Genomic DNA, 25298 nt, shown 5'->3' with positions numbered 1-25298 from the left:
CTATCGGCGAAGCTGGGCCGCTTTCGGCCTCTCACCATGGTCGCGCTCGGTCACGACCGTGACCTGTGAAGCGTCAAGTTTCACACTCGCCTCGCCGACCTCAAAGGCGACGATGAGCGCCGCATCGTGCGGCACGGTGCGCTTAAGAACGGCGAGTGCCACCGGGCCTTCGTCGGCATGGAGCGCACTCGAGGTAAGCGTTCCCACCTTCTTTGTGCCGAAGAATACCTCCGCACCCACGGGGGCGGGCATGTCCTGGGAGCCATCGAGGTGGAGGCGCACGAGGCGCCGAGGCGGTTGGCCGAGATTGAGTACCTTCGCGACCGTTTCTTGGCCACGATAGCAGCCCTTATTCGTGTGAACGGCGGTGCGCAGAAGGTCGAGTTCGTGGGGGATGGTCTTTTCGTCGACTTCTCTCACGAGGCGCGGCCGGTGGTTGACGATACGCACGGCCTCTGCCGCCCACAGGCCCGCAAAAAATTCGGGCTTACGCCAGGGCGCCCCGGGGGTGCGAAGCTCGGCGTCGCTCACGAGCGTGAGGTGCCATGGCTCGGGGAAATCGGGGTCGGGGCCGTAGGCAACGCCGCCCGGGGCGACCTCGGGCCACGCTTGGACCCACGTGGCAGTCGGCGTGGGGGACTCCTCACCGAACACCGTGGCGAGCGGGGCGCATGAGCCGAGCACGTGAAGGTCGTCGCGCTCGACAAGCTCGATGCGATTCGCGAACGTCATGAGGGCGAGGTAGTCATGAAGACGCTCGCGCGTGCCGGGGTCGGTGATGAGGAAGAAGGATTCGGGGCCGGTCGCCACTTGAAAGAGGGATTCGACGCGCCCCTGGGGGCTCAGCACGCACGCCTCGAAGGAGTCGCCCTCGGTGCGATCCGTGAACACTTGAGAGGTGACGGTCGTGAGCCAGGTTGCGCGGTCGTCTCCCCGCACCTCGAGGACCTCGAGGTGGCCGAGGTCGACGACGGCCGTGCCAGCAACGAGGCGTCGCTGCTCGCGCAGGGGCGCGCCGTAGTGCGCGGGAACCGCCGCGTCTGGGCCGGATTCCTCGTGGATCGCGCGGTGGGTGATCAGTGGTGCGGGACTCACGCCTCCTTCACGTCCTCGTCAGCGGCACGGTTGAGCTCGACCGAGAGATAGGGGCGCAGATTCGAGAGAGACGAGCCGACTTCCTGAAGCCACATGAGCCGCCCACCCACGAGCCCGAACATGCGGGCCCCGTGCGAGTCGCCGCTGCCCGCAGCACTGCTTGACGTGGCAAGATCCTGGGTCGCGAGCTGGATTCGTGGACCGCGCACTTCGCCTGCCCAGTGCTCGGCGGGCGCCTCACCGAAGGCGCTCGAACGCTCCATGGTGAGGCTCACGCCGTGAGAGAGGTAGCTTTCGGGACTACCCGGCTTCGCGTTCTTCGCCGCCTCTTCATCCTGGCCCGGAAGCACGCCGGTTGTGCGCCACGTGCCTTTTTCCTCGAGAAGGAGCTCGCGCACGATGTCGGCCTCGCCGCTTTGCTGGGTGGCGTCGGACCCTTCCTCGCCCTTTTCGTAAAACGCCGATGTTGGTGGTTCAGGCGCGGGCGAGTCCAGGACCCACGTGCGCATGACCCAGGTAAGCCCACCCGAAGAATCCGGCGTCACGGTGAGGCGCTGCTCGATCGCGCGGCCGACCTCCTCGCCGTCTTCCCCCTTGAGTTGCACGGCACCCGTGCCTTCCCACGCCCCTACGAGCCACGCGAGTGGGTAGAGCGACGGGTCGAGATTCTCATCGATGACGATGGGCACGAAAACTCCCTTGTGAATAGTGGTGAATGAACGTCTCTTTAACGTGGGGCATGATACGTGTATTCCCCCTGAAGGACGGTGCTCAGGCGGCCGGGATGACCGTAAGCCCGAGGTCCGCGGGAACGTAGCTGAGGGCAACCTCGAGGAACAAAAGCGCGAGGATACCCGTGAGGGCGATCGGCGAGATCGCGACTGCGAGCGACTCGCGCGGATCAGCTGCGCCAATCACTCGCGACAGAAGGAAGAACACGAACAGCGAGGCCGTGCACAGAACCGCGCCGGCGAGGGTCGACATCGCGATGATCAACGGCGAGTACCCGAGGGCCCAGGCGAGGAGCCCGGAAGTGGCCGCGCCAATCACGATTGCGCAGCTCACGCGCGCGGCGGAGGGGAGTGGAAGGGCAAGGCACAGGGTTCCGAGCGCAAGGCCCATGGTCATCGCAAGGAGGAATCCGACGGTTGCCGGCCCGTTCGCCGAGGCGAGTGCCCAGCCTTTCAGCCAGGTCACGGTGAGGGTAGTGATGAGGGCGCCGCTTGCCGTTCCGGAAATCGACAGCGTGAGCCGCGAGCGTTCGCGGCGCAGCATTTCGTGAGCAAAACTCAAAAACAGCGCGATGGCGATCACGATGACGAGCTTGGTGGTGAGACCGGTCGTGCCGAGCGCGAGTGCGAGGCCGAGCGAACCAAGACCGGCAAGTGCCATGATGATGCCGCTTCCCATGCGGCTTGGAAGCTCGAGAAGGTGCGGCCAGCTCACGCACAGGAGAACCACGAACATTCCCAATATTCCCGCGAGGACTTCTTCGCTGAGTGCGGGAAGGGACATGGCTGCGGCGAGCGCGAGTGCACACGCGCCCGTGAGGGGTGCCCGCTCACTCGGTGTCATACATCAACCAATCGTTTTATGGGTTATGCCTCAAGGAAGTCTACGGGGCTGCCCTCGCGAAACGCACGCGGGAGGGGCGTACTACACTTGGGGAGGCCCTGAGCTGTCGTTTCGAGGAGAGTAACCCCGTGGCACGCGAACAGTCCCCGATCCTCGCGGCAGGCGCGCTCGTCTGGCGTGAAAAACGCGGGAAACTGCAGGTTCTTCTCGTGCACCGCCCCAAATATGATGACTGGTCGATCCCGAAGGGGAAGCTCGAGCCGGGTGAATCGTTTGTTGCCGCGGCAGTGCGTGAGGTGGAAGAGGAGACCGGGTATCGGATTCGCCTCGATCGCCCCCTTCCGACGGTTGACTACCGCACGCACGGCCGACCGAAAACAGTGCACTACTGGGCGGCGCGAGTGCGCGCCCAGACCGGCCCGGGTCCCAAAAATCCCAAAGAAATCGACAGGGTCGAATGGGTCGCAGTCTCGAAGGCGCGTGAGATTCTTACGAGAAAATCTGATCGGGACTTGCTCAAGCGCGTGCTCGATTTTGCCGATCATGGCGAGCTCAGCACGACGCCGGTCATCGTGCAGCGGCATGCGGCTGCGCAGTCTCGTGCGAAGTGGCGAAAAGGCGACGAGAAAACCCGACCCTTGCGGCGCAAGGGTCGCAAGCAGGCCGCAGCGCTTCCGCCGCTCCTAGGGGCCTACGCTCCAAAGAGCGTTGTCACGTCGCCCTGGCGTCGCTGCCTCGAGACCATCGAGCCGTTCGCGCTCGAAGGAGGGATTGACATCGTCGAGAAGCCGGAGCTCACCGAGCATGCGCACGCGAAGCGGCCTGCGCGAGCGGCCGCGGTTATGGAGCGCGCGATTGCCGAAGCCGCACGCACGGTCGTGTGTACGCATAGGCCGGTGCTGCCCACGGTCATCGCCGCGGCGAAAAATGCGTGTACGAAAGAGGTTCGGGGAAAGTTGCCGCGGGAGAATCCTTACCTCGCTCCGGGCGAAATGCTCGTTCTTCACACGACTGATCGTGGCCGAATAGTGGATGTCGAGAGGCACCTTCCCAATATTGGATAGAGGCCGTGAAGGCAACGAAGGTTGTGAGGGTCATGAGAGTTGCGAAGTCTGGGATGTGTGGCACATCGCAATGTGACACGAACGCCCGAATGGGTCTCTGAACTGGCAAAACGATCGTTAGATGTCAGGAATCTCAGAAATTCCGACATGAGTTCACCATTTGTTCACCTGGGAATACTCGCGGCGTCACTTCTGGCTTCTACCTTCGATGTGTCCACTTACGACCCGTATCCCAGGCTCGAAGAGCCTCGAAAGGACACTCGTGAACCTCAAGAAGAAGTTCGTTTCCGCAACCGCCCTCGGCCTCGCCGGCGCCTTCGCTCTCGCGGCGTGCGGTGGCGAATCCACCGAAAACGGCACCGATACTAAGGGTGGCGACAAGGGCGCATCGAACGCTCCCGCTGATCTCTCGGGCACCCTTAACGGTGCCGGCGCTTCCTCGATGGAGGATGCCCAGGGCGCCTTCATCGGTGGCTTCATGGCTCAGAACTCGGGCGCAACGGTGACTTACGACGGCGTTGGCTCGGGCAAGGGCCGCGAGCAGTTCCTCGCTGCCGCTACCAACTTCGCTGGCTCGGACGCCTACCTCAAGAGCGAAGAGGTCGAGGCTTCGAAGGATCGCTGCTTCGGTGGTGAGGCCTTCGACATCCCCGTTTACATCTCCCCGATCGCTGTCGTCTACAACCTCGAGGGCGTTGACGACCTTCAGCTTTCGCCCGATACCCTCGCGAAGATCTTCGCGGGCGACATCAAGAAGTGGAACGACGAGGCCATCAAGGCTGACAACCCCGATGTTGAACTCCCCGACACGGACATCGTTCCGGTCCACCGCTCGGACAAGTCGGGCACGACCGAGAACTTCACCGAGTACCTCGCCGCTGCTGCTCCCGAGTCGTGGAAGCACGGCGCCATCGAGACCTGGTTCGACAACGGCGGCCAGTCGGGCGAGAAGACCTCGGGTCTCGTCAACACCGTTCAGGGTGGCAACGGCACGATCGGCTACGCCGACGCGTCGAAGGCCGGCAACCTCGGCACCGCCAAGATCAAGGTTGGCGAAGAGTACGTCGCCTACAGCGCCGATGCTGCTGCCAAGGCCGTTGAGGTTTCGCCCAAGGCTGAGGGCCGCGGCGAAAACGACATCGCTCTCGACCTCGCTCGCGACACGACCGAGTCGGGCTCGTACCCGATCGTCCTCGTGTCCTACATGGTCATGTGCGACACCTACGAGAAGAAGGAAGATGCCGACCTCGTGAAGGCTTACGCTTCCTACGTGATCTCGGAGCAGGGCCAGAACGACGCGGCTAAGGCTGCCGGCTCGGCCCCCCTCTCGGAGAAGCTCCGTGAGGACGCGCAGAAGTCGATCGACGCGATCAAGGCTAAGTGACCTGCACTTGACGCCTGAGGCGTAACGGTGCGCCGCCGAGCCCACCAGGTTCGGCGGCGCACTCTTGTTTGAAAATCTTTTCATCCCCTACTGTCAGGAGCGTGCGCGTGAGCACAGCGGCTGCCGAAAACAGCACTCCCGCCAAGGGCGCCCCCCAGCCTCCGGGCAACGAGAAAAGCGAGAGCTTCAAGAGCTCCGGCGCGCGTCCCGGTGACGCGATCTTCTCGTCGCTGAGTGTTGGCTCTGGCCTCATTATCTTTGCCGTGCTCGCGGCAATCTTCATCTTCCTTCTTATTCAATCGCTGCCGGCGATTGAAAACTGGAATGCGATCCCCACCAATAGCGGGAAGCAGAACCTCTTCGAGTTCGTGGGCCCGCTGGTCTATGGCACGGTTCTCGCTTCGCTTCTCGCGCTCTTTATTGCGGCGCCCATCGCCATCGGCATCGCCCTCTTTATTTCGCACTACGCGCCGCGCAAACTCGCGACCCCCATCGGCTATGTGATCGACCTTCTTGCAGCCGTGCCTTCGGTGGTGTTCGGTCTTTGGGGCGGTGTGTGGCTCGTGCCGCTCATGCAGCCGCTCTACACTTTCCTTAACACAAGTCCCCTTACGTCGTGGATTCCGCTCTTCCAGGGCAACCCGCATGCTCCCATGCGCAACGTCATGACCGCCGCGATCGTGCTCGCGGTCATGATCCTTCCCATCATCACCGCCGTGAGCCGCGAGGTCTTCCTCCAGGCGCCCGGTGCGCAGGAAGAAGCCGCGATCGGTCTTGGCGCCACCAAGTGGGAGATGGTGCGGATGGTCGTGCTTCCCTTTGGTCGTAGCGGTGTCGTTTCAGCCTGCATGCTCGGCCTTGGTCGTGCTCTCGGTGAAACGATGGCGGTCCTCATGGTGCTGAGCCCCGGCTACACCTACTCGCTGCACCTCCTTGAGGTGGGCAGGCACATGACAATCGCGTCGTACATCGCCTCGCAGAACGCGGAGTCGACCGGTATTGACATGTCGAAGCTCATTTTCGCGGGCCTCGTCCTGTTCCTCATCACGTTCGTCATCAACGCGCTTGCCCGCTGGATCGTGGCAGCTAGCGCACGAAAGAAGTAGGGGGATCAGCAATGAGTGAAGCATCCGCAACCCTCAACACCACCAACCCCGGCCCCCGCGGCTCGGAACCTGAGCGCAACGGCATCATGAACTCTGGCGAGCGTCGCCTGCCGTGGTGGCACATGATCCTCACGGGAGTCATTGCCTTCGTCGTCGTAGCGGTTCTTCTGCTCGCGACCGGCGCGTTCACGCTGCCCGCGATCCTCGTTCTCGGCTTTTTCGCCCACCTCGTGATCGGCTATCTCTATTCCCGCGTGCGCGAAGGCGAGCGTTGGGCCAAGGATCGCCTCATGACGCTCATCCTTGTCGGTGCCTTCGCCACGGCGATGATCCCGCTCGTGTCGCTCCTGTGGGAGGTCATCTCGAAGGGCGGCCCGCGCCTGCTCACACCGGGCTTCCTCACCGGTGACATGCAGGGCTTCAACGGCGGCGCCGATGGCGGCGGCATCCTCCACGCGATCGTGGGCACGCTCATCATCACGCTCGGCGCCTCAATCATCTCGATTCCGATCGGCTTGCTCACCGCGGTGTTCCTCGTGGAGTACGCCCAGACCGGCTGGCAAAAGACTCTCGGCAAGGGCATCACGTTCCTCGTCGACGTGATGACCGGTGTCCCCTCGATCGTCGCGGGCCTGTTCACGCTCGCTCTCTTCACGACCCTTTCGGGTGAAGCCGGGCTGCGCATGGGCGCTATGGGTTCGGTTGCACTTTCCGTGCTCATGATCCCCACCGTGGTGCGCTCGAGTGAGGAAATGATTCGCCTCGTTCCCCTCGAACTGCGCGAAGCGGCCTATGCTCTGGGCGTTCCGAAGTGGCTCACGATTGTGCGAGTCGTGCTGCGTACGGCGATCGCGGGTCTTACGACCGGTGTCACCCTCGCCATCGCACGTGTGATTGGCGAGACCGCGCCGCTCATGTTCACGATCGGCGTGTTCCAGATGATGAACGCCAACCCGTTCGAGGGCCGCATGATGGCGCTCCCGACCTTCATCAACCAGCAGTACGGCTTCGGCCACGCCGTGTGTGGCGACAAGGGTGAGAAGGTCCTTAACTACTTCACGCGCGAAGAATTCGCGTGTAACCCGGATATCAACTATCAGCGCGCGTGGGCGGCAGCATTGACGCTTATCGTGATCGTCATGGTGTTGAACATCTTTGCCCGCTTCGTCTCCTACTACTTCTCGCCGAAGACCGGCCGCTGAGCCCTCCCAGGCTGATCTTTGAAAGGATTCCAGATGTCACAGAGCATCGACGTGAAGAACCTCAACGTCTATTACGGCGACTTCCTCGCCGTTGAGGACGTCAACGTCAAGATCGACGCGCGCAGCGTCACCGCCCTCATCGGCCCCTCGGGCTGCGGCAAGTCCACGTTCCTGCGCACCCTCAACCGCATGCACGAGGTCATCCCCGGTGCCTACGCCGAGGGTGAGGTCAACATCAACGGCGAGAACATCTACGGCCCGGGCATCGATCCGGTGAACGTGCGCCGCCGCGTGGGCATGGTGTTCCAGAAGGCGAACCCGTTCCCCACGATGTCGATCGCCGAGAACGTCCTCGCTGGTGCGAAGCTCAACAACAAGCGCATGTCAAAGAGCGAAGCCGACCAGCTCGTCGAGGAGTCGCTGCGTGGCGCGAACCTGTGGGAAGAGGTCAAGAACCGCCTCAACAAGCCCGGCGGCGGCCTCTCGGGCGGTCAGCAGCAGCGCCTCTGCATTGCTCGCACGATCGCCGTTAAGCCCGACATCGTTCTCATGGACGAGCCCTGCTCGGCGCTCGACCCGATTTCGACCCTCGCGGTTGAGGAACTCATCCACGAGCTCAAGTCGCAGTACACGATCGTGATCGTGACGCACAACATGCAGCAGGCTTCGCGCGTGTCCGATAAGACCGGCTTCTTCAACATTGCCGGTACGGGCACCCCGGGCAAGCTCATCGAGTTTGACGAGACGACCAAGATCTTCAACAACCCCGCGCAGGAAGAAACCGAGCGTTACATCTCCGGTAAGTTCGGCTGATCGGTAAGCCCGCTCGGGCACCATTCGCGACGAAGGCGCGGCCACGGGATATCCCGGGCCGCGCCTTCCGCATGTCTGCGGAGCCCTCCGCATGTTGCATCGTGGCGCGACGAAAGTATGACCTCCGCTCCTCCTTCGGTTGGAAAAGGTAGCGATCGACGCCGCGAAACATCCGCCTCGCGTTTGGCGTACGCGGTCCTCGAGACCGACGCGCTGAACCCTTCCTGCACGGGAAGGTAAAGGCATGACAACAACGCACATGTCTTCGCCCCAGTCCACCGCCCAGTCAACCGTCCGCACCGTTCTTTCGGCGCGTGACCTTTCACTCGCCTACGACCGCAACACCCATGCCCTGCGCGGCGTGAACCTCGACATTCACGCCGGCCAGAGCCTCGCGATCATGGGGCCCTCGGGTTGCGGAAAGTCGACCCTCCTTCACTGTCTCGCGGGCATCCTCGCTCCTACGGGAGGCCGTGTGATCTATGGTGATCGTGACCTGAGCGAAATGCGCGACGCGGCCCGCACAAAGCTGCGCCGCACGGATTTCGGTTTTGTTTTCCAGGATGGCCAGCTCCTTCCCGAACTGAGCGCACTCGAGAACGTCATGCTTCCGCGCATGCTCGCGGGTGTTTCGCGCGGTAAGGCGAAGAAGATTGCACGGCGTTGGCTCGCGGCGCTCGGGCTTGAGGGCCTCGAGGCGCGCCGACCGGGTCAGCTTTCGGGTGGTCAGGCCCAGCGCGTCGCGATCGCACGCGCCCTCGCGGGGGAACCGTCGGTTGTGTATGCCGATGAGCCCACGGGAGCTCTTGACCAGCAGACCGGCCAGGAGGTCCTTGCGCTGCTTCTTCAGGCCACGGCCGATGCGGGCAGCGCGCTCGTCATGGTGACTCACGACCCGAACGTCGCTGCCGCGTGCGCACGTACGATTACGATGCGTGACGGCCAGATCGAGCGGGAGGTCACGCGGTGAACGCCCTTCCCATGCTCGTGCGGGGGCGAAACTCCCTCGCCAATGCCCTTCCCGTCATTGCGTTTGCGGCTGCAACCGCAATCGTGTGCACCGTGCTTGCGGGCACGGGTGCGTTCTACGGGCGCTTGGGTAATGCAAGTTTTGAACTGTCAGGCACGGAAGCGTCGCCCGAGGAACAGGTCATGCCGTTGCTCGTGATGTGCGCAGTTCTCGCGTGCGTTCTGCTCGTACCGAATGCGATCGCGCTCGGCGGGGCGGCAGCTCGACTTTCGCTCGCCCGCCGCGAAAAGGATTTGGCAGCGGTGAGGCTCGTTGGGGGAACACGCGCGCAGGTGGCGGGTGTTGCGGTGTCCGACGTCGCCTGGCAATCCATCGTTGGGGCAGTGATCGGCGTTGCTGTGCACATCGCGGCCGCGTGGCCCCTCTCGCATCTCGATTTCGGGATCAGGAAGTTCACGGTGGATGAGCTCATTCTGCCGTGGTGGGCGCTCGTGCTCACGCCTTTTGCCCTTGCGCTCTTTGCCGCGCTTTCGGCGTCGATCACTCTTACGGGTGTTGCTCTGAGTCCGCTCGGGATTGCACGCGGAGCTCACAAGGTGAGGATGTCGGTCGTGCGCCTTGTCGTGTGGGTGCTCGCGATCGGGGCCTTTCTCATCGCGGCCACGATTCTTCCACAAATGGAAGGGATGCCGATCGGGGTCATCATCGTGGCGGTGCTCGCAACAGTGGGCGCCATGGTGTTCGCCGTGAACCTCGCGGGGCCGTTTCTTGTGTGGATCGTCGCGAGGATCGTCGCGTCCCTCGCGCCTACCCCGGGCCTCCTTGTGGGGGCGCGGCGCCTCACCTCGGATCCGCGTGCGGGCTGGCGTGCGGTATCCGGCGTGACGATTGCTCTCGTGGTCGCAGGGCTTGCGTCGATCATTACGACCTTCCCGAATGACGATGCAGTCGCGCAGCTCATGAACCAGGCGCTCGTGACGGGTGCGCTGCTCACGGTGGGGATCGCCGCGGTTCTTGCAGCGGTGAGCACGGGTGTCACCCACACCGCGCGCGTGATCGACCAGGGACCGAGGTATCGCGCCCAACACGTCGCGGGGGCGAGCGTGGGGCAGCTGCATCGCGCACGCATTGCCGAAATCGCGATTCCCGTGGGGATTTCTCTCGTGGTCTCTGTGTTCATGGCAGCTCTCGTGCTGCTTGCTCTCATGGGGTCGTCGGCCACGAATCCCCTCGTGGCCGTGGGCTTCCTCGTGAGTGTCGTGGCAGCGCTCGGTCTTGTGGCGGCGTCGGCGCTTGTAAGCTCTCCGCTCGTGGCGCGAGCGGCGAGGGCACGCGTGCGCACAGCTGGTTAGGAAGCCATAATGTGGGCAGATTTCGCGCCGGCGCGTGGGGTGCCCCTCGCGTCGGCGTTTTGCGGTCCGTATGGAGCCCTCGCGTCTACGCTGAAGGCATGGACTTTGAGACTGTAGACCCCCTGAGCGTCCCCGAAGGTGCCGTGCTTTTCGATATCCGTGAGCAGGATGAGTGGGACGCCGGGCACGCCCCAAGCGCCCGCCACCTTCCCGCGAGCAGCCTCGCCGCGCATCTCGATGAGCTTTTCGTTGAGGATGAAGAGGGCCGCGAGCGGGACATCTACCTCGTGTGCCGCTCGGGTGGGCGCTCCTCGCAGGTCGCGCAGTGGCTCGCCATGCAGGGAATCGAGGCGATCAACGTTGGTGGCGGTATGGACGCGTGGCTCATGCAGGGTCTTCCCGTTGTCACCGATGAGGGGGAACCCGGGCGCGTGCTTTAGCCCCGAGCGTTCCGAGGGCAGGGTTCCTCGAGGCGAACGTGACACAGTGGGGTTATGACAAATTCGAAGCCCCGCATCTTGATCACGGGCGCGACGCGCGGCATCGGCCGCGCGACCGCCTTCGCGCTCCAAGACTTCGCCCATCTCGTGCTCGTGGGCCGCGACGAAAAGGCGCTCGAAGCGCTCGTGGCCGAGCTACCGTCGGCCGAGTATGTCCTTGCGGACCTTGCCGATTCGCAGAAAATTATCGACGGCATGCGCGAAGCCCGCGAGAGCGGCGCCCTCGGAACAGGCAGCGGCGGGCTTGACGGCGTCGTGCTGAGCGCGGGCGTACTCGCCGGCGACACGGTCGAAAACACCAAGCCGAGCGACTGGGAGTTCGCCCTCCACATGAACGTGACCGCGCAGGCCGTTCTCACCGCCCAGATCCTCCCGGAGCTTCGCGAGGCGCGCGGCACGATCGTGTTCGTGAATTCCGGCTCGGGCTTCACGTCGAAGCCCGGCAACGCCGTGTATTCCGCGACCAAGTTCGCCCTGCGCGCCCTCTCCGATGCGCTGCGCGAGGAAGAACGTGGAAACGGCGTGCGCGTCGTATCGCTCCACCCGGGGCGCGTCGCGACCGACATGCAGCGCGAACTGCGCGCCTACGAGGGCGGTGAGTACGTCGAGAGCGACTACATGACGCCCGAGACGATCGGCGAGGCCGTGCGCTACGCGCTCACGGCCCCGCCCGAGGCGAACATTGACGTGCTCTCCATCCGCCCGCGCTAGTGGCTCATCTCGAAGTCATCTACGCTGAGCGTCGCGCGGCCCGCCTCGAGCCGTGCGACTGGCACGCGGAACGGTGAGCACGAGACGTAGTCGAGCCCGAGCCAGTTGAAGAAGTGAATCGAGCTCGGGTCTCCACCGTGTTCGCCGCACACGCCGACATGGAGGTCCGGGTTGACGGCGCGTCCGCGTTCGGTGCCGATGCGCACGAGTTCGCCGACGCCGAATTGGTCGATCGACTCAAACGGGCTCGTGAGCAGGATGCCGTGCTCCTTATAGGTGAAGAAGAACCCGGCCTCGACGTCGTCGCGCGAGAAGCCCCACGTGGTTTGCGTGAGGTCGTTCGTGCCGAAACTGAAGAACTCGGCTTCCTCAGCGATTTCGTCGGCGCGAAGGGCAGCGCGCGGCAGCTCGATCATCGAACCGATCACGGTGGTGAGCTTGAGGCCGGTTTCCTGCGTGACTGCGTCGCGCACGGCGAAGATTTCCTTCTTGATCTCGCGCAGCTCACGAACGGAGCTTACGAGCGGGATCATGATCTCCACCTGCGGCTTCAAGCCTTCGGCGCGAGCCTTCGCTTCGGCCTCGAGGATCGCGCGGGTCTGCATGCCAAAGAGGCCCGGGATGGAGAGGCCTAGCCGCACCCCTCGAAGACCGAGCATCGGGTTCTGCTCGTGTAGGCGCTTCACGGCCTCGAGCACCTTGATCTCATGATCGTTGTGCTCGCCGCGCTCTTCAGCCTTCGCGATTCGCACCGAGAGTTCGGTGAGGTCGGGGAGGAACTCGTGGAGCGGCGGATCGAGGAGGCGCACGGTCATGGGCAGGCCGTCCATCTCGCGGATCATCTCGAGGAAATCGCCGCGCTGGAGGGGGAGGAGCGCAGCGAGAGCCTCTTCGCGTTCCTCGGGACTTGCGGCAAGGATGAGGTCCTCGACGAGCTTGCGGCGATCGCCGAGGAACATGTGCTCGGTGCGTGTGAGGCCAATGCCCTGGGCGCCCATGCGGCGCGCCCGAGCGGCATCCTCGGGAGTATCGGCGTTCGCGCGCACAAGTAGGGCGCGCTCGCGATCGGCGACGCGCATGAGTCGATCAACGCTCGTGACGAGCTCGACTTCGCCATCGTCAAGGCCCTCGAGTGGCATATCGGTCGCGCCTTCAAGGCTTGCACCGGATTCAAAATAGGCGGCCACGGCGCTCGGCTGCACGGGAACCTCTCCGAGGAAGACTTCACCGCTCGTGCCGTCAATCGACACGAGATCCCCGTCGCGCAGCACCACTTCGCCGTCAACGCGAACTTCGCGGGCGGCCTCATCGACCGTGAATGCCTCGACGCCGCACACGCACGTGCGGCCGAGACCGCGGGCAACGACGGCCGCGTGGGAGGTCTTCCCGCCGCGCGCCGTGAGCACGCCTTCGGCGGTGATCATGCCTGCGAGGTCGTCGGGGTTGGTTTCGCGGCGCACGAGGATCGAGCGCGTGCCTGCTTTCGCACGTTCGAGCACGTCGGCGGAGGTAAAGGCGACGTGACCGGTAGCGGCGCCCGGGGAGGCATTCATGCCGCGTGCGAGGAGTACGCGCTCGGCGTGCGGATCGAACGCGGGGAACATGAGGCGCGAGAGTTGGTCTCCGCTCACGCGCATGAGGGCTTCGTTTTCGCTAATCGCTCCCTCGTCGAGGAGGGCGGTCGCGATGCGGAAGGCGGCAGCGGCGGTGCGCTTGCCCACGCGAGTTTGGAGCATCCACAGTTTGCCCGATTCGACCGTGAACTCGATGTCGCACAGGTCGCGGTAGTGCTGTTCGAGCCGCTCCATGATGCCGATGAGTTCGCGGTAGTTTTCGGGAAGCAACCTCTCCATATCGGGCAGGCTCAGCGTGTTGCGGATGCCCGCAACGACGTCTTCGCCCTGAGCATTGATAAGGAAGTCGCCGTACACGCCGCGTGCACCCGTCGCGGGGTCACGCGTAAAAGCGACGCCTGTTGCGCTGTGATCATCGAGGTTTCCGAACACCATTGAACACACGTTGACGGCTGTGCCGAGATCGTGGGGGATGCGCTCGGTGTTGCGGTACACGATCGCGCGCGGCGAATTCCACGAGTCGAACACGGCGTGGATACTCATGGTGAGCTGCGTAAACGGATCCTGCGGGAAGGGCGCGCCGGATTCGCGCTCGATGATCTCTTTGAAACTCGCGACGATCCGCTCGAGGTCGCCTTCCGAAAGCTCGACATCGCTCGCTGCTCCCGCGGCCGACTTCGCGTCGTCGAGAACTGCCTCGAAAAGCTCGGCATCGATATCGAGCACGGTGCGGCCAAACATTTGGAGGAGCCTGCGGTAGGAATCGAGCGCGAAGCGCCGCGAGTGCGAAAGCTCGGCGAGGCCCTCGAGCGTTGCATCGTTGAGGCCGACGTTGAGCACGGTTTCCATCATCCCGGGCATCGAGACTTTTGCGCCCGAACGCACACTTACGAGAAGCGGATTTTTCGGGTCGCCGAACGTGCGCCCCAGTTCCTTCTCGACACTCGCGAGTTCGCGCTTCACCTGGTCGTTGAGTGCACTTGGCTCGTGCCCGTAGCGCATGTAGTACCGACAGGCGTCGGTCGTGATCGTAAAGCCGGGTGGCACGGGAAGTCCGAGCTGGGTCATTTCGGCGAGATTCGCACCCTTGCCGCCGAGCAGATCGACCTGCTCGCGCGAACCGGCGCTAAAAGGGTACACGTACTGATCGCTCATGGCGGACCGTCCTCAAACACATCATTGTGGCGGGTGGGGTGGCACCATTGTGCGCCTCGCCGGCTCAGCGCGCGAGGGTTTTGGCGGGCACGGAATCCGGTCGGCCGGAATTTTGGGTCCGACGGATGCTAAGCGCCGCTCGAGACTCTCACATCAGGCGTTTGACGGCGGTGAGCACCTCGGTGAGCTTCTCATCAATCACGGCGGGGGAGCCGTCGGTGGCCGCATCCCGCACGCAGTGGCGCACGTGATCCTCGACGAGGCCGAGCGAGACCGCTTCGAGGGCGCGTTTGACGGCGCTGACCTGGGTGAGCACGTCGATGCAGTACGTGTCGTCCTCGAGCATGCGCTGGAGCCCGCGCACCTGACCCTCGATGCGCTTCAAGCGCCGCACGTAGGCGGTTTTATCGGCGTGGTAGCCGGGGGCGGTCTCGTGCGGGGCCGAGCAGCAGTCGTTCATGGGCAGATCAGTCCTCGAGGTAGTCCACGAGTGAGGCCGCAAGCCCCACATACATCGCGGGGGTAAGGGCGAGGAGTCGCTCGCGCTCCTTTTCAGGAAGGTCGAGCGACGTGATGAACTCTCGCATCGCGTGACCATCCACGCGCTTGCCGCGCGTCAGTTCCTTGAGGCGTTCATACGGTGAATCCATCCCCTCGACCCCCTGAATGCCGAGCGTGCGCATGACGGACTGGACGGCTTCTCCGAGGACCTCCCAGTTGGCGTCGAGGTCGCGTGCCATCTGCTCGGCGTCGATATCGAGGCCGGCGAGCCCTCGCTTGAGGTTGGAGATCGCGAGGAGCGAGTGGCCGAAGGCAGGTGCGATGTTGCGTTGTGTGGTCGAGTCGGTGAGATCGCGTTGGAGGCGCGAGGTCACGAGAGTTTGCGCGAGAACATCGAAGAGTGCACCCGAGATCTCGAGGTTCGCCTCGGCGTTCTCGAAACGGATCGGGTTCACCTTGTGCGGCATGGTCGAGCTGCCCGTTCCGCCCTGGGCGCTCAAGCGCTGGCGGAAGTAGCCGAGCGAGATGTAGGTCCACATGTCGGTCGCGAGGTTGTGGAGGATGCGGCCCGCGCGCGCGACGTCCGAGTAAATTTCCGCTTGCCAATCATGGCTCTCGATTTGAGTCGTGAGCGGGTTCCACGTGAGGCCGAGGTGCTCCACCAAGCTCTTGGCGACCGCTGGCCAATCGGTGCCGGGCACGGAGATGGCGTGGGCAGCCCACGTGCCGGTCGCGCCGTTGATCTTGCCGAGGATCTCGTCGGTCTCGAGGCGCGCGATCTGGCGCTCGAGGCGATAGGCAAACACGGCGAGTTCCTTGCCGAGGGTCGTGGGGGTCGCCGCCTGGCCGTGGGTGCGGCTCAGCATGGGGATGTCGGCACATTCGCGTGCAAGCTGCGCGATATCGGCGGTGAGGTCTCGCAGCGCCGGAAGCCAAACGTCTTCGAGGGCGCCCTTGATCATGAGGGCGTAGGAGAGGTTGTTGATGTCTTCGCTCGTGCAGTAGATGTGCACGATTTCGGCGAGGGGCTCGAGGCTCGTGCCTGCGAGGCGGCGTTTGATGTAGTACTCGACGGCCTTGACGTCGTGCACGGTTTCGCGCTCGATCTCGGCGTGTTCGGCGATGCCCTCGGCGCCGAAATCCTCGGGGATCTGGCGCAGGAGGGTGCGTTCTTCCTCCGTGAGAGAGCGCAAGCCGGGGATCGCGCCCTGGTCGAGGAGGTGGATCATCCACTCGGTCTCCACGATCATGCGGGTGCGGTTGAGGGCGGCCTCGCTGAGGTGATCCACGAGTGGAGCGACCTGGGCGCGGTAGCGGCCATCGAGCGGGGTGAGCGGAAGAGCGGGGTCAATTTCACTGAGGCGCATGCAGCTATTTTGGCACGGACTGCGTGCGAGTGCGCCCTGCACGTACCATTCCTGCATGGCCGAAAACATTCACGTGCGAAGCGTACTCGAGTCGATCCCCTCCTACGTTCCGGGGAAACCTGCGCCCGCCAACGCGTACAAGGTGAGTTCGAACGAGTCGCCGTTTGCGCCGCTTCCCGAGATTCGCGCCGCGCTTGAGAGGGAGCTCGCGGGGCTTAACCGCTATCCTGACATGGCGGCGGTGAGGCTTCGTACTCTCCTCGCGGCCGAGCACGGGGTCGAGCCCGCGCAGATTCACGTGTCGACGGGCGCCTCGGCCGTTCTCGGTGACCTCGTGCGCGCACTCGCCGATCAGGGCGACGAGGTGATTTTTCCGTGGCGGAGCTTCGAGGCGTATCCGATTCTCGTGCGCTCTCACGGTGCGACGGCCGTCCCCGTTCCCCTCACGGAGCTTCATGAACTCGACCTCGAGGCAATCGCCGAGGCTGTCACGGAGCGTACTCGCCTCATCTTCCTGTGTTCCCCGAACAACCCAACGGGCACGGTGCTCACAACGCCCGAGCTTATGGCGTTTCTCGAGCGCATTCCCGATACCGTGACGGTCGCGCTCGACGAGGCCTACGTTGAATTCGCCGATCCCGACGTGCGCGCGGATTCAGCGCGAGCCTTCGAGGATTTCGAGAATCTCGTGCGCGTGCGGACCTTCTCGAAGGTGCACGGCATCGCGGGTCTCCGCCTCGGTTACGCGATTGCTCATCCTCGCCTCGCCAAGGCCCTCGACAAGGTGGCGATTCCGTTCGGCGCCTCGAGCCTCGCCCAGACCGCCGCGTGCGTGGCGCTCGAGGAGCCGGCCCGGACCGAGCTTGCCGAGCGGGTCGAGTGGATTCGCCGGGAGCGCTCGCGGGTGCAGCACGCCCTCGAAGGCTTGGACCTGGGCTGCACGCTCGTGCCGTCGCACGGCAACTTCGTGTACCTCCCGCTCGGCGAGCGCACGGGGGAGTTCGTGCACTTCGCGCTCGAGCGGGGTCTCGTGGTGCGGGGGTATGGATCCGACGGTTGCCGGATCACGATTGCGGAAGAGGCCGCGAATTCGCGCCTGATCGCCATTGCGCAGGCGTGGGAGGAGCAGAAAAGCTGAAACCTACGCCACCGTAGGTTAGGCTGGGTTTCGTGAGTGTTTTCCAGACCGCGATACCGAATCCAGCCTCAAGCGAGCCGACGCTCCAGCTTCTTTCGCCTGATGGCACGCGCACGCCACACGACGAGCTTGATGCCGCGCTCGCGCACCTCGACTTCGACGACCTGCGCGGTTTTTACCGTGACATGGTGATCGTTCGCGCCGCCGACCACGAGGCGACCTCCCTCCAGCGCCAGGGGCAGCTCGGCCTGTGGGCGAGCGCCGTGGGCCAGGAGGCCGCGCAAATCGGTGCCGGGCACGCGGCCCGTGCGCACGACTACCTCGTCCCGACCTATCGCGAACACGGCGTCGCGTGGGCGCGCGGGATCGAGCCGTGGAAGCTTCTCGAGGTATGGCGCGGAATCAACCATTGCGGCTGGGACCCGCGCGAGCTCATGACCCACCCGTACATGATCGTGCTCGGCGCTCAAGCCCCCCAGGCTGTTGGCTACGCGATGGGGATTACGCGCGATGGCGCATGCGGTACGGGCGATGCGGAGGTTGACACGGCCGTCCTCGCGCTCTTTGGCGACGGTGCGAGCTCCGAGGGCGAGGTTTCCGAAGCATTCACGTGGGCCGCGAGCTTCGAGGCGCCGATCGTGTTTCTCACGCAAAACAACCAGTGGGCGATCTCGACCGCAACGAGCGTACAAACGCGCGTACCGCTCGCGCAGCGCAGCCGCGGCTGGGGCATTCCCTCGGTTCGCGTGGATGGCAACGACGTGCTCGCGAGCTACGCCGTGAGCCGCCTTGCGCTCGATGCCGCGCGTGGAGGGCAGGGGCCACACTTCATCGAAGCTCTCACCTACCGTATGAACGCGCACACGACGAGCGATGAGCCGCGCATCTACCGCGGCGAAGACGAGGAGAAGCAGTGGGCTGCGCTCGATCCGATCGCGCGGTTCGAGGCGTATCTCAAGCGCGAGGATCAGCTGGATGCTGCCTTTGTGGAGCGTTGCAAGGAGGAGGGCCACGATCTTTCCATGAGCCTCCACCACCACATTCACGCTCTCGAGGATCCGGATCCGATCCAGATTTTCGACCACGTGTACGTGGACGAGCACCCCCTCGTGGCCGAGGAACGCGCCGAGTACATTCGCTACATCGAACAGTTTGAAGAGGAGGGCGAGGGCAAGTGAGCATCGAAAAGCTCCCGATCGCCCGCGCGATCAACCTGGGGATCCGCGATGCAATGCGCGCGGACGAAAAGGTCATGCTCATGGGAGAGGACATCGCCCGGCTCGGCGGGGTGTTCCGCGTGACGCAGGGGCTCCTCGACGAATTCGGTGATCTCCGCGTCGTCGATACGCCACTCGGTGAGGCCGGCATTGTGGGCTCGGCCGTGGGTCTTGCCTATCGCGGCTACCGCCCGATTTGCGAGATTCAGTTCGACGGCTTCGTGTTCCCCGCCTACAACCAGATCACGACCCAACTCGCGAAGACCCACTACCGCACCGAGGGGCGCGTGCGGATGCCCGTTGTCATCCGCATCCCCTATGGCGGTGGTATCGGTGCTGTTGAGCACCACTCGGAAAGCCCCGAGGCGCTCTTCGCCCACACCGCTGGTCTGCGGATTCTCACGCCCTCCAATGCGAACGACGCCTACTGGCTCACGCGCCAGGCAATCGAGTCGGATGACCCCGTCATCATGCTCGAGCCGAAGCGTCGTTACTGGGTGAAGGGCGAAGTGGACACCGAAAACAGGCCCGCGCTCAAGCACTGGGAGGCGAACGTCGTGCGAGAGGGTGCGGATCTCACGCTCGTCTCATGGGGTCCGACGGTCCCCGTGGCTCTCGAGGCAGCCCAGGCCGCCGAAGACGACGGCCTCTCGCTCGAAGTAATCGACCTGCGCAGCCTCAACCCGATCGATTTCGATTGTCTCCAGGCCTCCGTCACGAAAACGGGCCGGCTCGTCATCGTTCACGAGGCTCCCGTCTTCGGCGGCCTCGGAGGCGAGATCGCGGCGCGCCTCACGGAGCGCTGCTTCTATAGCCTGGAGGCCCCCGTTATGCGCGTGGGCGGCTACCACACGCCGTATCCGCCGGCGCGCATGGAGCACGCCTACCTGCCCGACCTCGAACGCGTTCTTGACGCCGTTGACCGCTCCCTCGAGCACTGATCTATCGAGCATCGACTCACCCGAAAGGTTCCCTCATGAGTAGCATCACCCAGATTTGCCTCACCGATCCCGGCGAGGGCCTCACCGAGGCAGAGATCATCGAGATCAAGGTGAAGGAGGGCGATCGGGTCGAAATCAACGACCCCGTTGTGACCGTTGAGACAGCGAAGAGTGCGGTCGAGCTTCCCTCGCACGTCGCAGGCCTCGTCGCCAAAGTCCATGTGAAGGAAGGCGATGAGCTCAACGTGGGCGAGCCCATGTTTGATATTGAGACTTCGCCGGAGGCGGAGCAGGCGTCGGAACCCGACGCTCTCGAAAAGGCCGACGCTTCCGAAAAGCCCGAGGAGACCGAACCGAAGACCCTCGTGGGGTACGGCGCGCGTGAAACCCCCGCCCCGCGAAGGAAAAAGCGTGCGATCGCGCAAAGCGGGTCCGAGCCTCAGGTGCCGATCGACCGCATTCTCGCGAAGCCGCCCGTGCGCAAGCTCGCGAAAGACCTTGGCGTGGCCCTTCACGAGGTGCTCGCGACAGGACGCGGGGGAGTCGTGACCCGTCAAGACGTCATCGCCGCGTCGCAGCGCTCGCTCGAACAGCACCCCGCGCAGAACCCCGATCAGACCGGAAGCTTCTTCCCGAGCGAAGAGAAGCAGGCGCCGGAAAACCTTGCCGGGCACATGAAAACCCCGAAGAGCCAGCCGTTCCCGGGGGTGACGAGCGACGAGCAGACGACGCGCGTACCGATCCGCAGCGTGCGTAAACGCACCGCCGAAGCAATGGTGAGCTCGGCGTTTACAGCGCCGCACGTCACGGTGTTCAACGAGGTCGATATGACCGCAACTCTTGAACTGCTCGACACGCTCAAGAAAAGCCGCGAGTGGAAGGACGTCAAAATCTCTCCGCTCGTTGTGCTCGCGAAGGCGCTCCTCGTTGCGATTCGCCGCAATCCCGAGGTCAACGCCTCGTGGGACGAGGAAAGCCAGGAGATCGTCTATAAGCACTTCGTGAACCTGGGCATCGCCGCGGCTACTCCGCGCGGCCTCATCGTGCCAAATATCAAGGATGCTCACCTTCTCACGCTGCGCGAGCTTGCCGTGAGCATCAACGACCTCGCGCAAACGGCGCGTGCGGGGCAAACGCCGCTCTCCGCAACCCGCAACGGCACGATCACGATCACGAACTTCGGTGTGTTCGGCATCGATTCGGGCACCCCGATCCTCAATCCCGGCGAGTCAGTCATCCTCGGCTTCGGCGCGATTAAGAACAAGCCGTGGGTCGTGGACGGCGAGATCGTCTCCCGCAAGGTGTGCTCACTCGCGCTGAGTTTCGATCACCGCCTCATCGACGGCGCGCTCGGTTCGGAGCTGCTTCGTGACGTTTCGGCTGTTCTCGAGAACCCGAGTCTCGGACTCGTGTGGGGCTGACGTACGCTAGAGCGGTGATGGACGACCAGGGAGAGCGCGGGAGCCTTCGCCGTGAGGACCCGCTCATGCGCACGGCCGAATTCGCGGCCGTCACGAGCACGGACACGGCCGCGGTGCGCGTTGAGCCCAAGCCGCTGCCCTTCCGTAAAGGCGCCCCGTGGGTGGCACTCGGCGGCGCCGCCGGTGCAGTTGTGCGCTATGCCCTTTCGGTCACCCTCCCTGCCACCACGACCCTGACGCTCGTCGATCTCCCGTGGGGCACACTCGCTGCCAACTTTCTTGGATGCTTGATCCTCGGCGTGCTCACGGGATATTGGGACGAGCGACCACCGAAGTATGCGCAGTGCAAGCTTGTGCTCGGCACCGGATTTTGTGGCGGTTTCACGACGATGAGCACATTCACGGGCGAGATTGCCGCGATCATTGGCGCGGGCTTTCCGCTCGAAGCTTTTAAATACGTGACCGCGAGCGTCCTCGTATGCGTCCTCGCGGTCATGGTGGGCCTCGTTGCGGGTAACCGCGTGGGCGTGATGAGCACGCGCGAACACGCCGCGGAAGGGGAGGAAGCGCCATGATCGTCGTCATCGTTGCCCTCGGAGCCGCTTTCGGTGCCGCAGCCCGATACGGGCTCACATTCGTGCCCGCCCTGAAGCCCTCAACGAGCCCCGATAAGCCCGCCTCGCCCATTCCATGGCCGACGTTTGTGGCGAACGTGATTGCCTCGTTCTTTCTTGCAATCGTGCTGCGTCGACTCGGTGGCACGACCGACCTCGTTGCGGCGAGCTTCGCGGCGCTGTTCGGAGCAGGGTTTTGCGGCGCGCTTTCGACCATGTCGACCTTCATGCTCGAAATCGTGATGCTCGTGCGCTCGCGCGCCACGGTTACGGCCCTCGGCTACTACGCGCTCAGCCTTGGTTCGGCCCTCGCAGCGTTCTGGCTTGGCATTGTGGTGACTGCGTGAGCCGTGCGCACACGCGCGCGGTGATCGCCGCGCTCCTTATCTCGTGCGTGGCCCTCGCGGGCGGCGCGGCAGCGGCCTTGGCCGGCGCGCGCTACGCGGCAGGGGACGCCGAAATCCTGCTCGTGAACGCGGGCCGAGCAACCGAGACTCTGCTCCCCGTGAGTGCAGCACTCGCCGCTGCCGCGGGAGCGCTCACGCTCGGCGGATCGATTCTCGCGGGATGGCTACTCGACCCTTCACCCGAGCCCGCCGCATGGACGGTGCGCGCGAGAGAGCGCGCCATGACGATCGCGTTCGCGAGCGCGATCGCATGGACCCTCCTCCTCATCGTCCAGTTCATCCTCGCGTATTCGCTCTCCTCCGGCCAACCTCTATTTTCTGCCCACTTCGGTTCCGATATCGGCGTGTTCGCCGCGAGTGACCTTGGGGTATGGAGCATTACCGCGATCGCCGCAACCGCACTCGCGAGCGCCGTCGGGGTATCGGGAACGAGCACGCGAACCGCCAGAGCCACAACCTTCACGGCCCTCGGCGCGGTCGTTGCCAAGGGCATGACGGGGCACGCCGCGGGAAGCGTGAGCCACGAAAGTGCGACGAGCTCGATGTTCTTCCACCTCCTCGCCTTCTCGGTGTGGGTCGGGCCCCTCCTGGTGCTGCAATTCCTCCCCGCACTCCACGACGAAGACGAGCCCGAAATGCGGCGCGCGGTCGAGCGTTTCTCTTCCCTCGCGCTCCTCGCGTGGATCGGCCTTGCCCTCTCGGGTGTGCTCGCGATCCTCGCGCGCTTGAGCGCACTCAGCGAACTCTTGACGCATCCATATGGGCAGCTTGGTCTCGCGAAGGCGGCGTTGCTTCTCGTTCTCGGTGTGTGCGGTTACGTTCAGCGGCGGGTGCTCGCGCGGCGCACGTCCCTTGTGCGCTCCGGTTTTCGTGAACTCGCGCTCCTCGAGATTCTCCTCATGGGCGCCGCGATCGGTCTTGCCGCCGCGATGTCGAGCTCGCCGCCACCCGCGCAAAACATCCCACCGCCAGCCACACCCGCCGGCATTCTCACGACCTACGCGCTTCCTCCTGATCCGCGAAGTTTTGCTTCCCTCACGCAGGTGAGGCCCGATATTTTCGCGATCGGCGCTTCGATCCTCGCGCTCACGTGGCTTCTCACACGGAGGGTCGCGCGCGGAGTTGATCACCCGAATCGGCGCTGGATCGTTCTCGCTCTCGTTCTTTACCCACTCCTTGCCTCGAGCGCACTCGCGGTCTACTCACGAGTGCTGTTCAGCGCGCACCTCGCGCTCGCACTCGCCCTCCTTGTGCTTCCGGGAAGCGCCCTCGGGATGGGGGCAAGCGAGGCCTTTCTCGACGGGGTTCGGGGTGTGCTCGGCAAGCGTCGCGCCTTCACCTGCGCAATCGCCCTTCTGCCGGCGTTCGCTCTCGCCTGCGCCTACCTTGTTCCAGCGATCATGCGCCGACTGCTCGAATCTCACCCCGCAAATCTTGGCCTTGACCTCGCGATGATGGCGTGCGGTGCCCTGCTCGTGGTGCTCATGCGTGCGGGGAAGAAAGGCGCCTTCGCGCTCGGCGCCTTTGCTCTCGTGGCCGTACTCGCGTGGATGGCGTTCACGCCGTACGCGATCGCCCCGAGTTGGTTCGGCGCCATGGGGCGCACGTGGTTTGCCGATACCCTCCGTGACCAACACGTGGGCGCGGGCCTCGCCGCCGTGATCGTTGCGATCTACGGGGCGGCGGTGTGGGGCGCGACGCTTACTTCTCGAAAATCGCGCGCGCGGTTGCAAGGCGTGCGAGGAGACGCTCGCGATCGGTAAGCGGGAGGCGGATCGGCTGATCCTCGGGTAGGGAGTCGAGGCTGCTCTGCTCGTTCCACGGCGTTTGTTCCGCGATGCGCGTGGAGTGCGTCGCGGTGCGCACGCGGGAAGCGACGCCCGAGACGGCGCCGCGGAGGCCAGCGCCGCTTTGGCGGGGAGCGGTGCGGTGAACATCGGCATCGGCGCGTGACTTGAGCTTTTCGAAGCGTGCGAGCGCGGGCGACGGCGTGCCCGTCTCGAGCTCGTCGAGGAGTTCTTTCATCGCGTATGCCGCGATGTCGGCCTGCTGGGTGAGGATCGGGGTAACGCCACCGAGCACGCGTACCTGGCCGAGCACGGCAAGGTCGCGGCGTGAGCGCGGGTACGCCCCGAGGGAGAGATCGCTCGTGTACGCGGGGTCGAGGTAGTCGACGCCCGGTTCGTAGCCGGTCGCGAAGACGATCAAATCGAAGCGCGTGAATGGCAAGTGCATGCCGTCCTGGAGAACTTCGATGCGACGCTCGTCCACGAGCTTAAGGAAGGAATCAGAGACGATCGGCTCATCTTCCATTACTGAAACCTTGGGCTTTGGCAGCCCCACGGTCTCGGGGCGGCCAATCGCGCGCTCGATGAGCTTCTCGGCGACGGTGTCGTTGAAGGCGCGACCGAGGAAGGTCGGCTCGAGCCTCGCGAGCGAGTCACCGGCGAACGGGCCCCACGTGCGCGGCACAACCCAGTGCGCCTCGGTGGGATGGAGGGCAACGCGGCGGTTGGCCTTGGCGAGTTCAACGGCGATGTCGGCAGCCTCTTGGCCACCACCGATCACGAGCACGTTCTTCTCGGTCGTGTCCTCGCCGCCGAGGAAGTTCTTCGAGTGGATTGTGCGCACGCCCGATTCACGAGCCTCATGCCACAGCGGCGGAAGGAACGGACGCTGCGAGACGCCGTGCGCGGCGATAATGCCGGTGTAGGGGCGCACTTCGCCCGAGGAGAAATCTACTTCCCATTGGCCCTCGCCAAACGAGCGGGCGCTGCGCACGGCCTTGTTCGGCTCAAAACGCTCCGTGAGGCCGTGATGGGAGGCGTAGGCGCGAAGGTAGGTCGCGTATTCATCGGTGGAGGGGAATGAGGGGAAGCTCACGGGCATGCGCAGATCGTCAAACTGGGTGTGAGACTTCGAGGTGGCGAGTTTCATGCTCGGCCAGGTTGGGGCGTCCTCGTTAGCGACGTTCCATACGCCACCCACGTGGTTTTGCGTATCCACCAGATCGAACTCCACGCCGAGTGAGGACAGGGCGGCTGCGGCCGCGAGGCCCGAGGGGCCGGCTCCGATCACAAGAACGGATCCGCGTGTGAGTGCAGTCATGGCGGGGGTATGCCTTCCAGAACGACGCAAGATTAACGTTCCACATGCTAGGGCGCTCGCGTGCAAAAAAGCTGTGATGGGAA

At 64.4% G+C, this 25298-nt stretch carries 23 protein-coding genes; 16 read left to right on the top strand and 7 right to left on the bottom strand.

Going from position 1 to position 25298, the window contains the following annotated elements; genetic code table 11:
- The 3 genes from ygfZ to NBW56_RS04635 all read right to left on the bottom strand — a co-directional run bounded on the left by ygfZ (position 1) and on the right by NBW56_RS04635 (position 2670).
- Positions 1–1095, bottom strand: coding sequence for a CAF17-like 4Fe-4S cluster assembly/insertion protein YgfZ (gene ygfZ, locus NBW56_RS04645; protein ID WP_250258149.1), 1095 nt, complete (start codon positions 1093–1095; stop codon positions 1–3).
- On the bottom strand, positions 1092–1784 hold the full coding sequence (locus NBW56_RS04640) for a heme-binding beta-barrel domain-containing protein (RefSeq protein ID WP_250258148.1): 693 nt from the start codon (positions 1782–1784) through the stop codon (positions 1092–1094). Before NBW56_RS04640 ends, ygfZ begins: the two co-directional genes overlap by 4 nt.
- Positions 1785–1866: 82 nt before the next feature.
- Positions 1867–2670 carry a hypothetical protein gene (locus tag NBW56_RS04635; protein ID WP_250258147.1) on the bottom strand — a complete coding sequence of 268 codons (804 nt, stop codon included), beginning with the start codon at positions 2668–2670 and terminating at the stop codon, positions 1867–1869.
- Between the two features lie 128 nt (positions 2671–2798).
- Here NBW56_RS04635 and NBW56_RS04630 point away from each other — a divergent pair, with 128 nt between their 5' ends.
- The 9 genes from NBW56_RS04630 (at position 2799) to NBW56_RS04590 (ending at position 11772) form a co-directional block, all read left to right on the top strand.
- Entirely contained in the window at positions 2799–3734 is a 936-nt protein-coding gene (locus tag NBW56_RS04630) for an NUDIX hydrolase (RefSeq protein ID WP_250258146.1), read from the top strand.
- 262 nt (positions 3735–3996) lie between these two features.
- A complete protein-coding gene (gene pstS / locus NBW56_RS04625) occupies positions 3997–5118 on the top strand; it encodes a phosphate ABC transporter substrate-binding protein PstS (protein WP_126847110.1) in 1122 nt (373 codons plus the stop codon).
- Between the two features lie 107 nt (positions 5119–5225).
- Positions 5226–6224 carry a phosphate ABC transporter permease subunit PstC gene (gene pstC, locus NBW56_RS04620; RefSeq protein WP_065248395.1) on the top strand — a complete coding sequence of 333 codons (999 nt, stop codon included), beginning with the start codon at positions 5226–5228 and terminating at the stop codon, positions 6222–6224.
- An 11-nt stretch (positions 6225–6235) separates the two neighbouring features.
- Positions 6236–7426, top strand: coding sequence for a phosphate ABC transporter permease PstA (gene pstA / locus NBW56_RS04615; protein ID WP_250258145.1), 1191 nt, complete (start codon positions 6236–6238; stop codon positions 7424–7426).
- A 33-nt stretch (positions 7427–7459) separates the two neighbouring features.
- Entirely contained in the window at positions 7460–8239 is a 780-nt protein-coding gene (pstB, locus tag NBW56_RS04610) for a phosphate ABC transporter ATP-binding protein PstB (RefSeq protein ID WP_250258144.1), read from the top strand.
- A gap of 244 nt (positions 8240–8483) precedes the next feature.
- On the top strand, positions 8484–9209 hold the full coding sequence (locus tag NBW56_RS04605; RefSeq protein ID WP_250258143.1) for an ABC transporter ATP-binding protein: 726 nt from the start codon (positions 8484–8486) through the stop codon (positions 9207–9209).
- The gene (locus tag NBW56_RS04600) at positions 9206–10561 is read left to right on the top strand and encodes an FtsX-like permease family protein (protein WP_250258142.1); all 1356 of its coding nucleotides are present in this window, start codon (positions 9206–9208) and stop codon (positions 10559–10561) included. The genes NBW56_RS04605 and NBW56_RS04600 overlap by 4 nt, the downstream gene beginning before the upstream one ends.
- A 98-nt stretch (positions 10562–10659) precedes the next feature.
- Positions 10660–11001: a rhodanese-like domain-containing protein gene (locus NBW56_RS04595; protein ID WP_250258141.1), complete on the top strand. Its 342-nt coding sequence runs from the start codon at positions 10660–10662 to the stop codon at positions 10999–11001.
- A gap of 54 nt (positions 11002–11055) precedes the next feature.
- Positions 11056–11772, top strand: coding sequence for an SDR family oxidoreductase (locus NBW56_RS04590; protein ID WP_250258140.1), 717 nt, complete (start codon positions 11056–11058; stop codon positions 11770–11772).
- Here NBW56_RS04590 and ppdK read toward each other — a convergent pair.
- From ppdK to purB, 3 genes are all read right to left on the bottom strand, one after another.
- Positions 11769–14501: a pyruvate, phosphate dikinase gene (ppdK, locus tag NBW56_RS04585; RefSeq protein ID WP_250258139.1), complete on the bottom strand. Its 2733-nt coding sequence runs from the start codon at positions 14499–14501 to the stop codon at positions 11769–11771. The genes NBW56_RS04590 and ppdK overlap by 4 nt on opposite strands.
- Before the next feature lie 148 nt (positions 14502–14649).
- Positions 14650–14961 carry a metal-sensitive transcriptional regulator gene (locus NBW56_RS04580; RefSeq protein WP_065248388.1) on the bottom strand — a complete coding sequence of 104 codons (312 nt, stop codon included), beginning with the start codon at positions 14959–14961 and terminating at the stop codon, positions 14650–14652.
- Positions 14962–14968: 7 nt separating this feature from the next.
- On the bottom strand, positions 14969–16369 hold the full coding sequence (gene purB, locus NBW56_RS04575; RefSeq protein ID WP_250258138.1) for an adenylosuccinate lyase: 1401 nt from the start codon (positions 16367–16369) through the stop codon (positions 14969–14971).
- Between the two features lie 55 nt (positions 16370–16424).
- Between purB and NBW56_RS04570 the strand changes: the two genes are divergently transcribed.
- The 7 genes from NBW56_RS04570 to NBW56_RS04540 are packed head-to-tail and all read left to right on the top strand — an operon-like array spanning position 16425 to position 23870.
- Complete coding sequence (locus tag NBW56_RS04570) at positions 16425–17507, top strand: histidinol-phosphate transaminase (protein ID WP_250258137.1); 1083 nt, start codon at positions 16425–16427, stop codon at positions 17505–17507.
- Between the two features lie 32 nt (positions 17508–17539).
- On the top strand, positions 17540–18685 hold the full coding sequence (locus NBW56_RS04565; protein WP_250258136.1) for a thiamine pyrophosphate-dependent enzyme: 1146 nt from the start codon (positions 17540–17542) through the stop codon (positions 18683–18685).
- Complete coding sequence (locus NBW56_RS04560) at positions 18682–19665, top strand: alpha-ketoacid dehydrogenase subunit beta (protein WP_284346090.1); 984 nt, start codon at positions 18682–18684, stop codon at positions 19663–19665. The genes NBW56_RS04565 and NBW56_RS04560 overlap by 4 nt, the downstream gene beginning before the upstream one ends.
- A gap of 35 nt (positions 19666–19700) precedes the next feature.
- A complete protein-coding gene (locus NBW56_RS04555) occupies positions 19701–21086 on the top strand; it encodes a dihydrolipoamide acetyltransferase family protein (protein ID WP_250258135.1) in 1386 nt (461 codons plus the stop codon).
- 17 nt (positions 21087–21103) lie between these two features.
- Positions 21104–21661: a fluoride efflux transporter CrcB gene (gene crcB / locus NBW56_RS04550; RefSeq protein ID WP_250258533.1), complete on the top strand. Its 558-nt coding sequence runs from the start codon at positions 21104–21106 to the stop codon at positions 21659–21661.
- Positions 21658–22047: a fluoride efflux transporter FluC gene (locus NBW56_RS04545; protein ID WP_250258134.1), complete on the top strand. Its 390-nt coding sequence runs from the start codon at positions 21658–21660 to the stop codon at positions 22045–22047. Before crcB ends, NBW56_RS04545 begins: the two co-directional genes overlap by 4 nt.
- Positions 22044–23870: a CopD family protein gene (locus NBW56_RS04540; RefSeq protein WP_250258133.1), complete on the top strand. Its 1827-nt coding sequence runs from the start codon at positions 22044–22046 to the stop codon at positions 23868–23870. The genes NBW56_RS04545 and NBW56_RS04540 overlap by 4 nt, the downstream gene beginning before the upstream one ends.
- On the opposite strand, the gene NBW56_RS04535 is transcribed toward NBW56_RS04540, so the two are convergent.
- Entirely contained in the window at positions 23809–25215 is a 1407-nt protein-coding gene (locus NBW56_RS04535; protein ID WP_250258132.1) for an NAD(P)-binding domain-containing protein, read from the bottom strand. The two genes, NBW56_RS04540 and NBW56_RS04535, sit on opposite strands and share 62 nt — an antisense overlap.
- Positions 25216–25298: the final 83 nt, after the last annotated feature.

The sequence above is a fragment of the Dermabacter sp. Marseille-Q3180 genome (assembly GCF_940792985.1).
Taxonomy (GTDB): domain Bacteria; phylum Actinomycetota; class Actinomycetes; order Actinomycetales; family Dermabacteraceae; genus Dermabacter; species Dermabacter vaginalis.
Note: the sequence above shows the minus strand (reverse complement) of the source record. Positions and strands in the feature narration are given on the sequence as shown.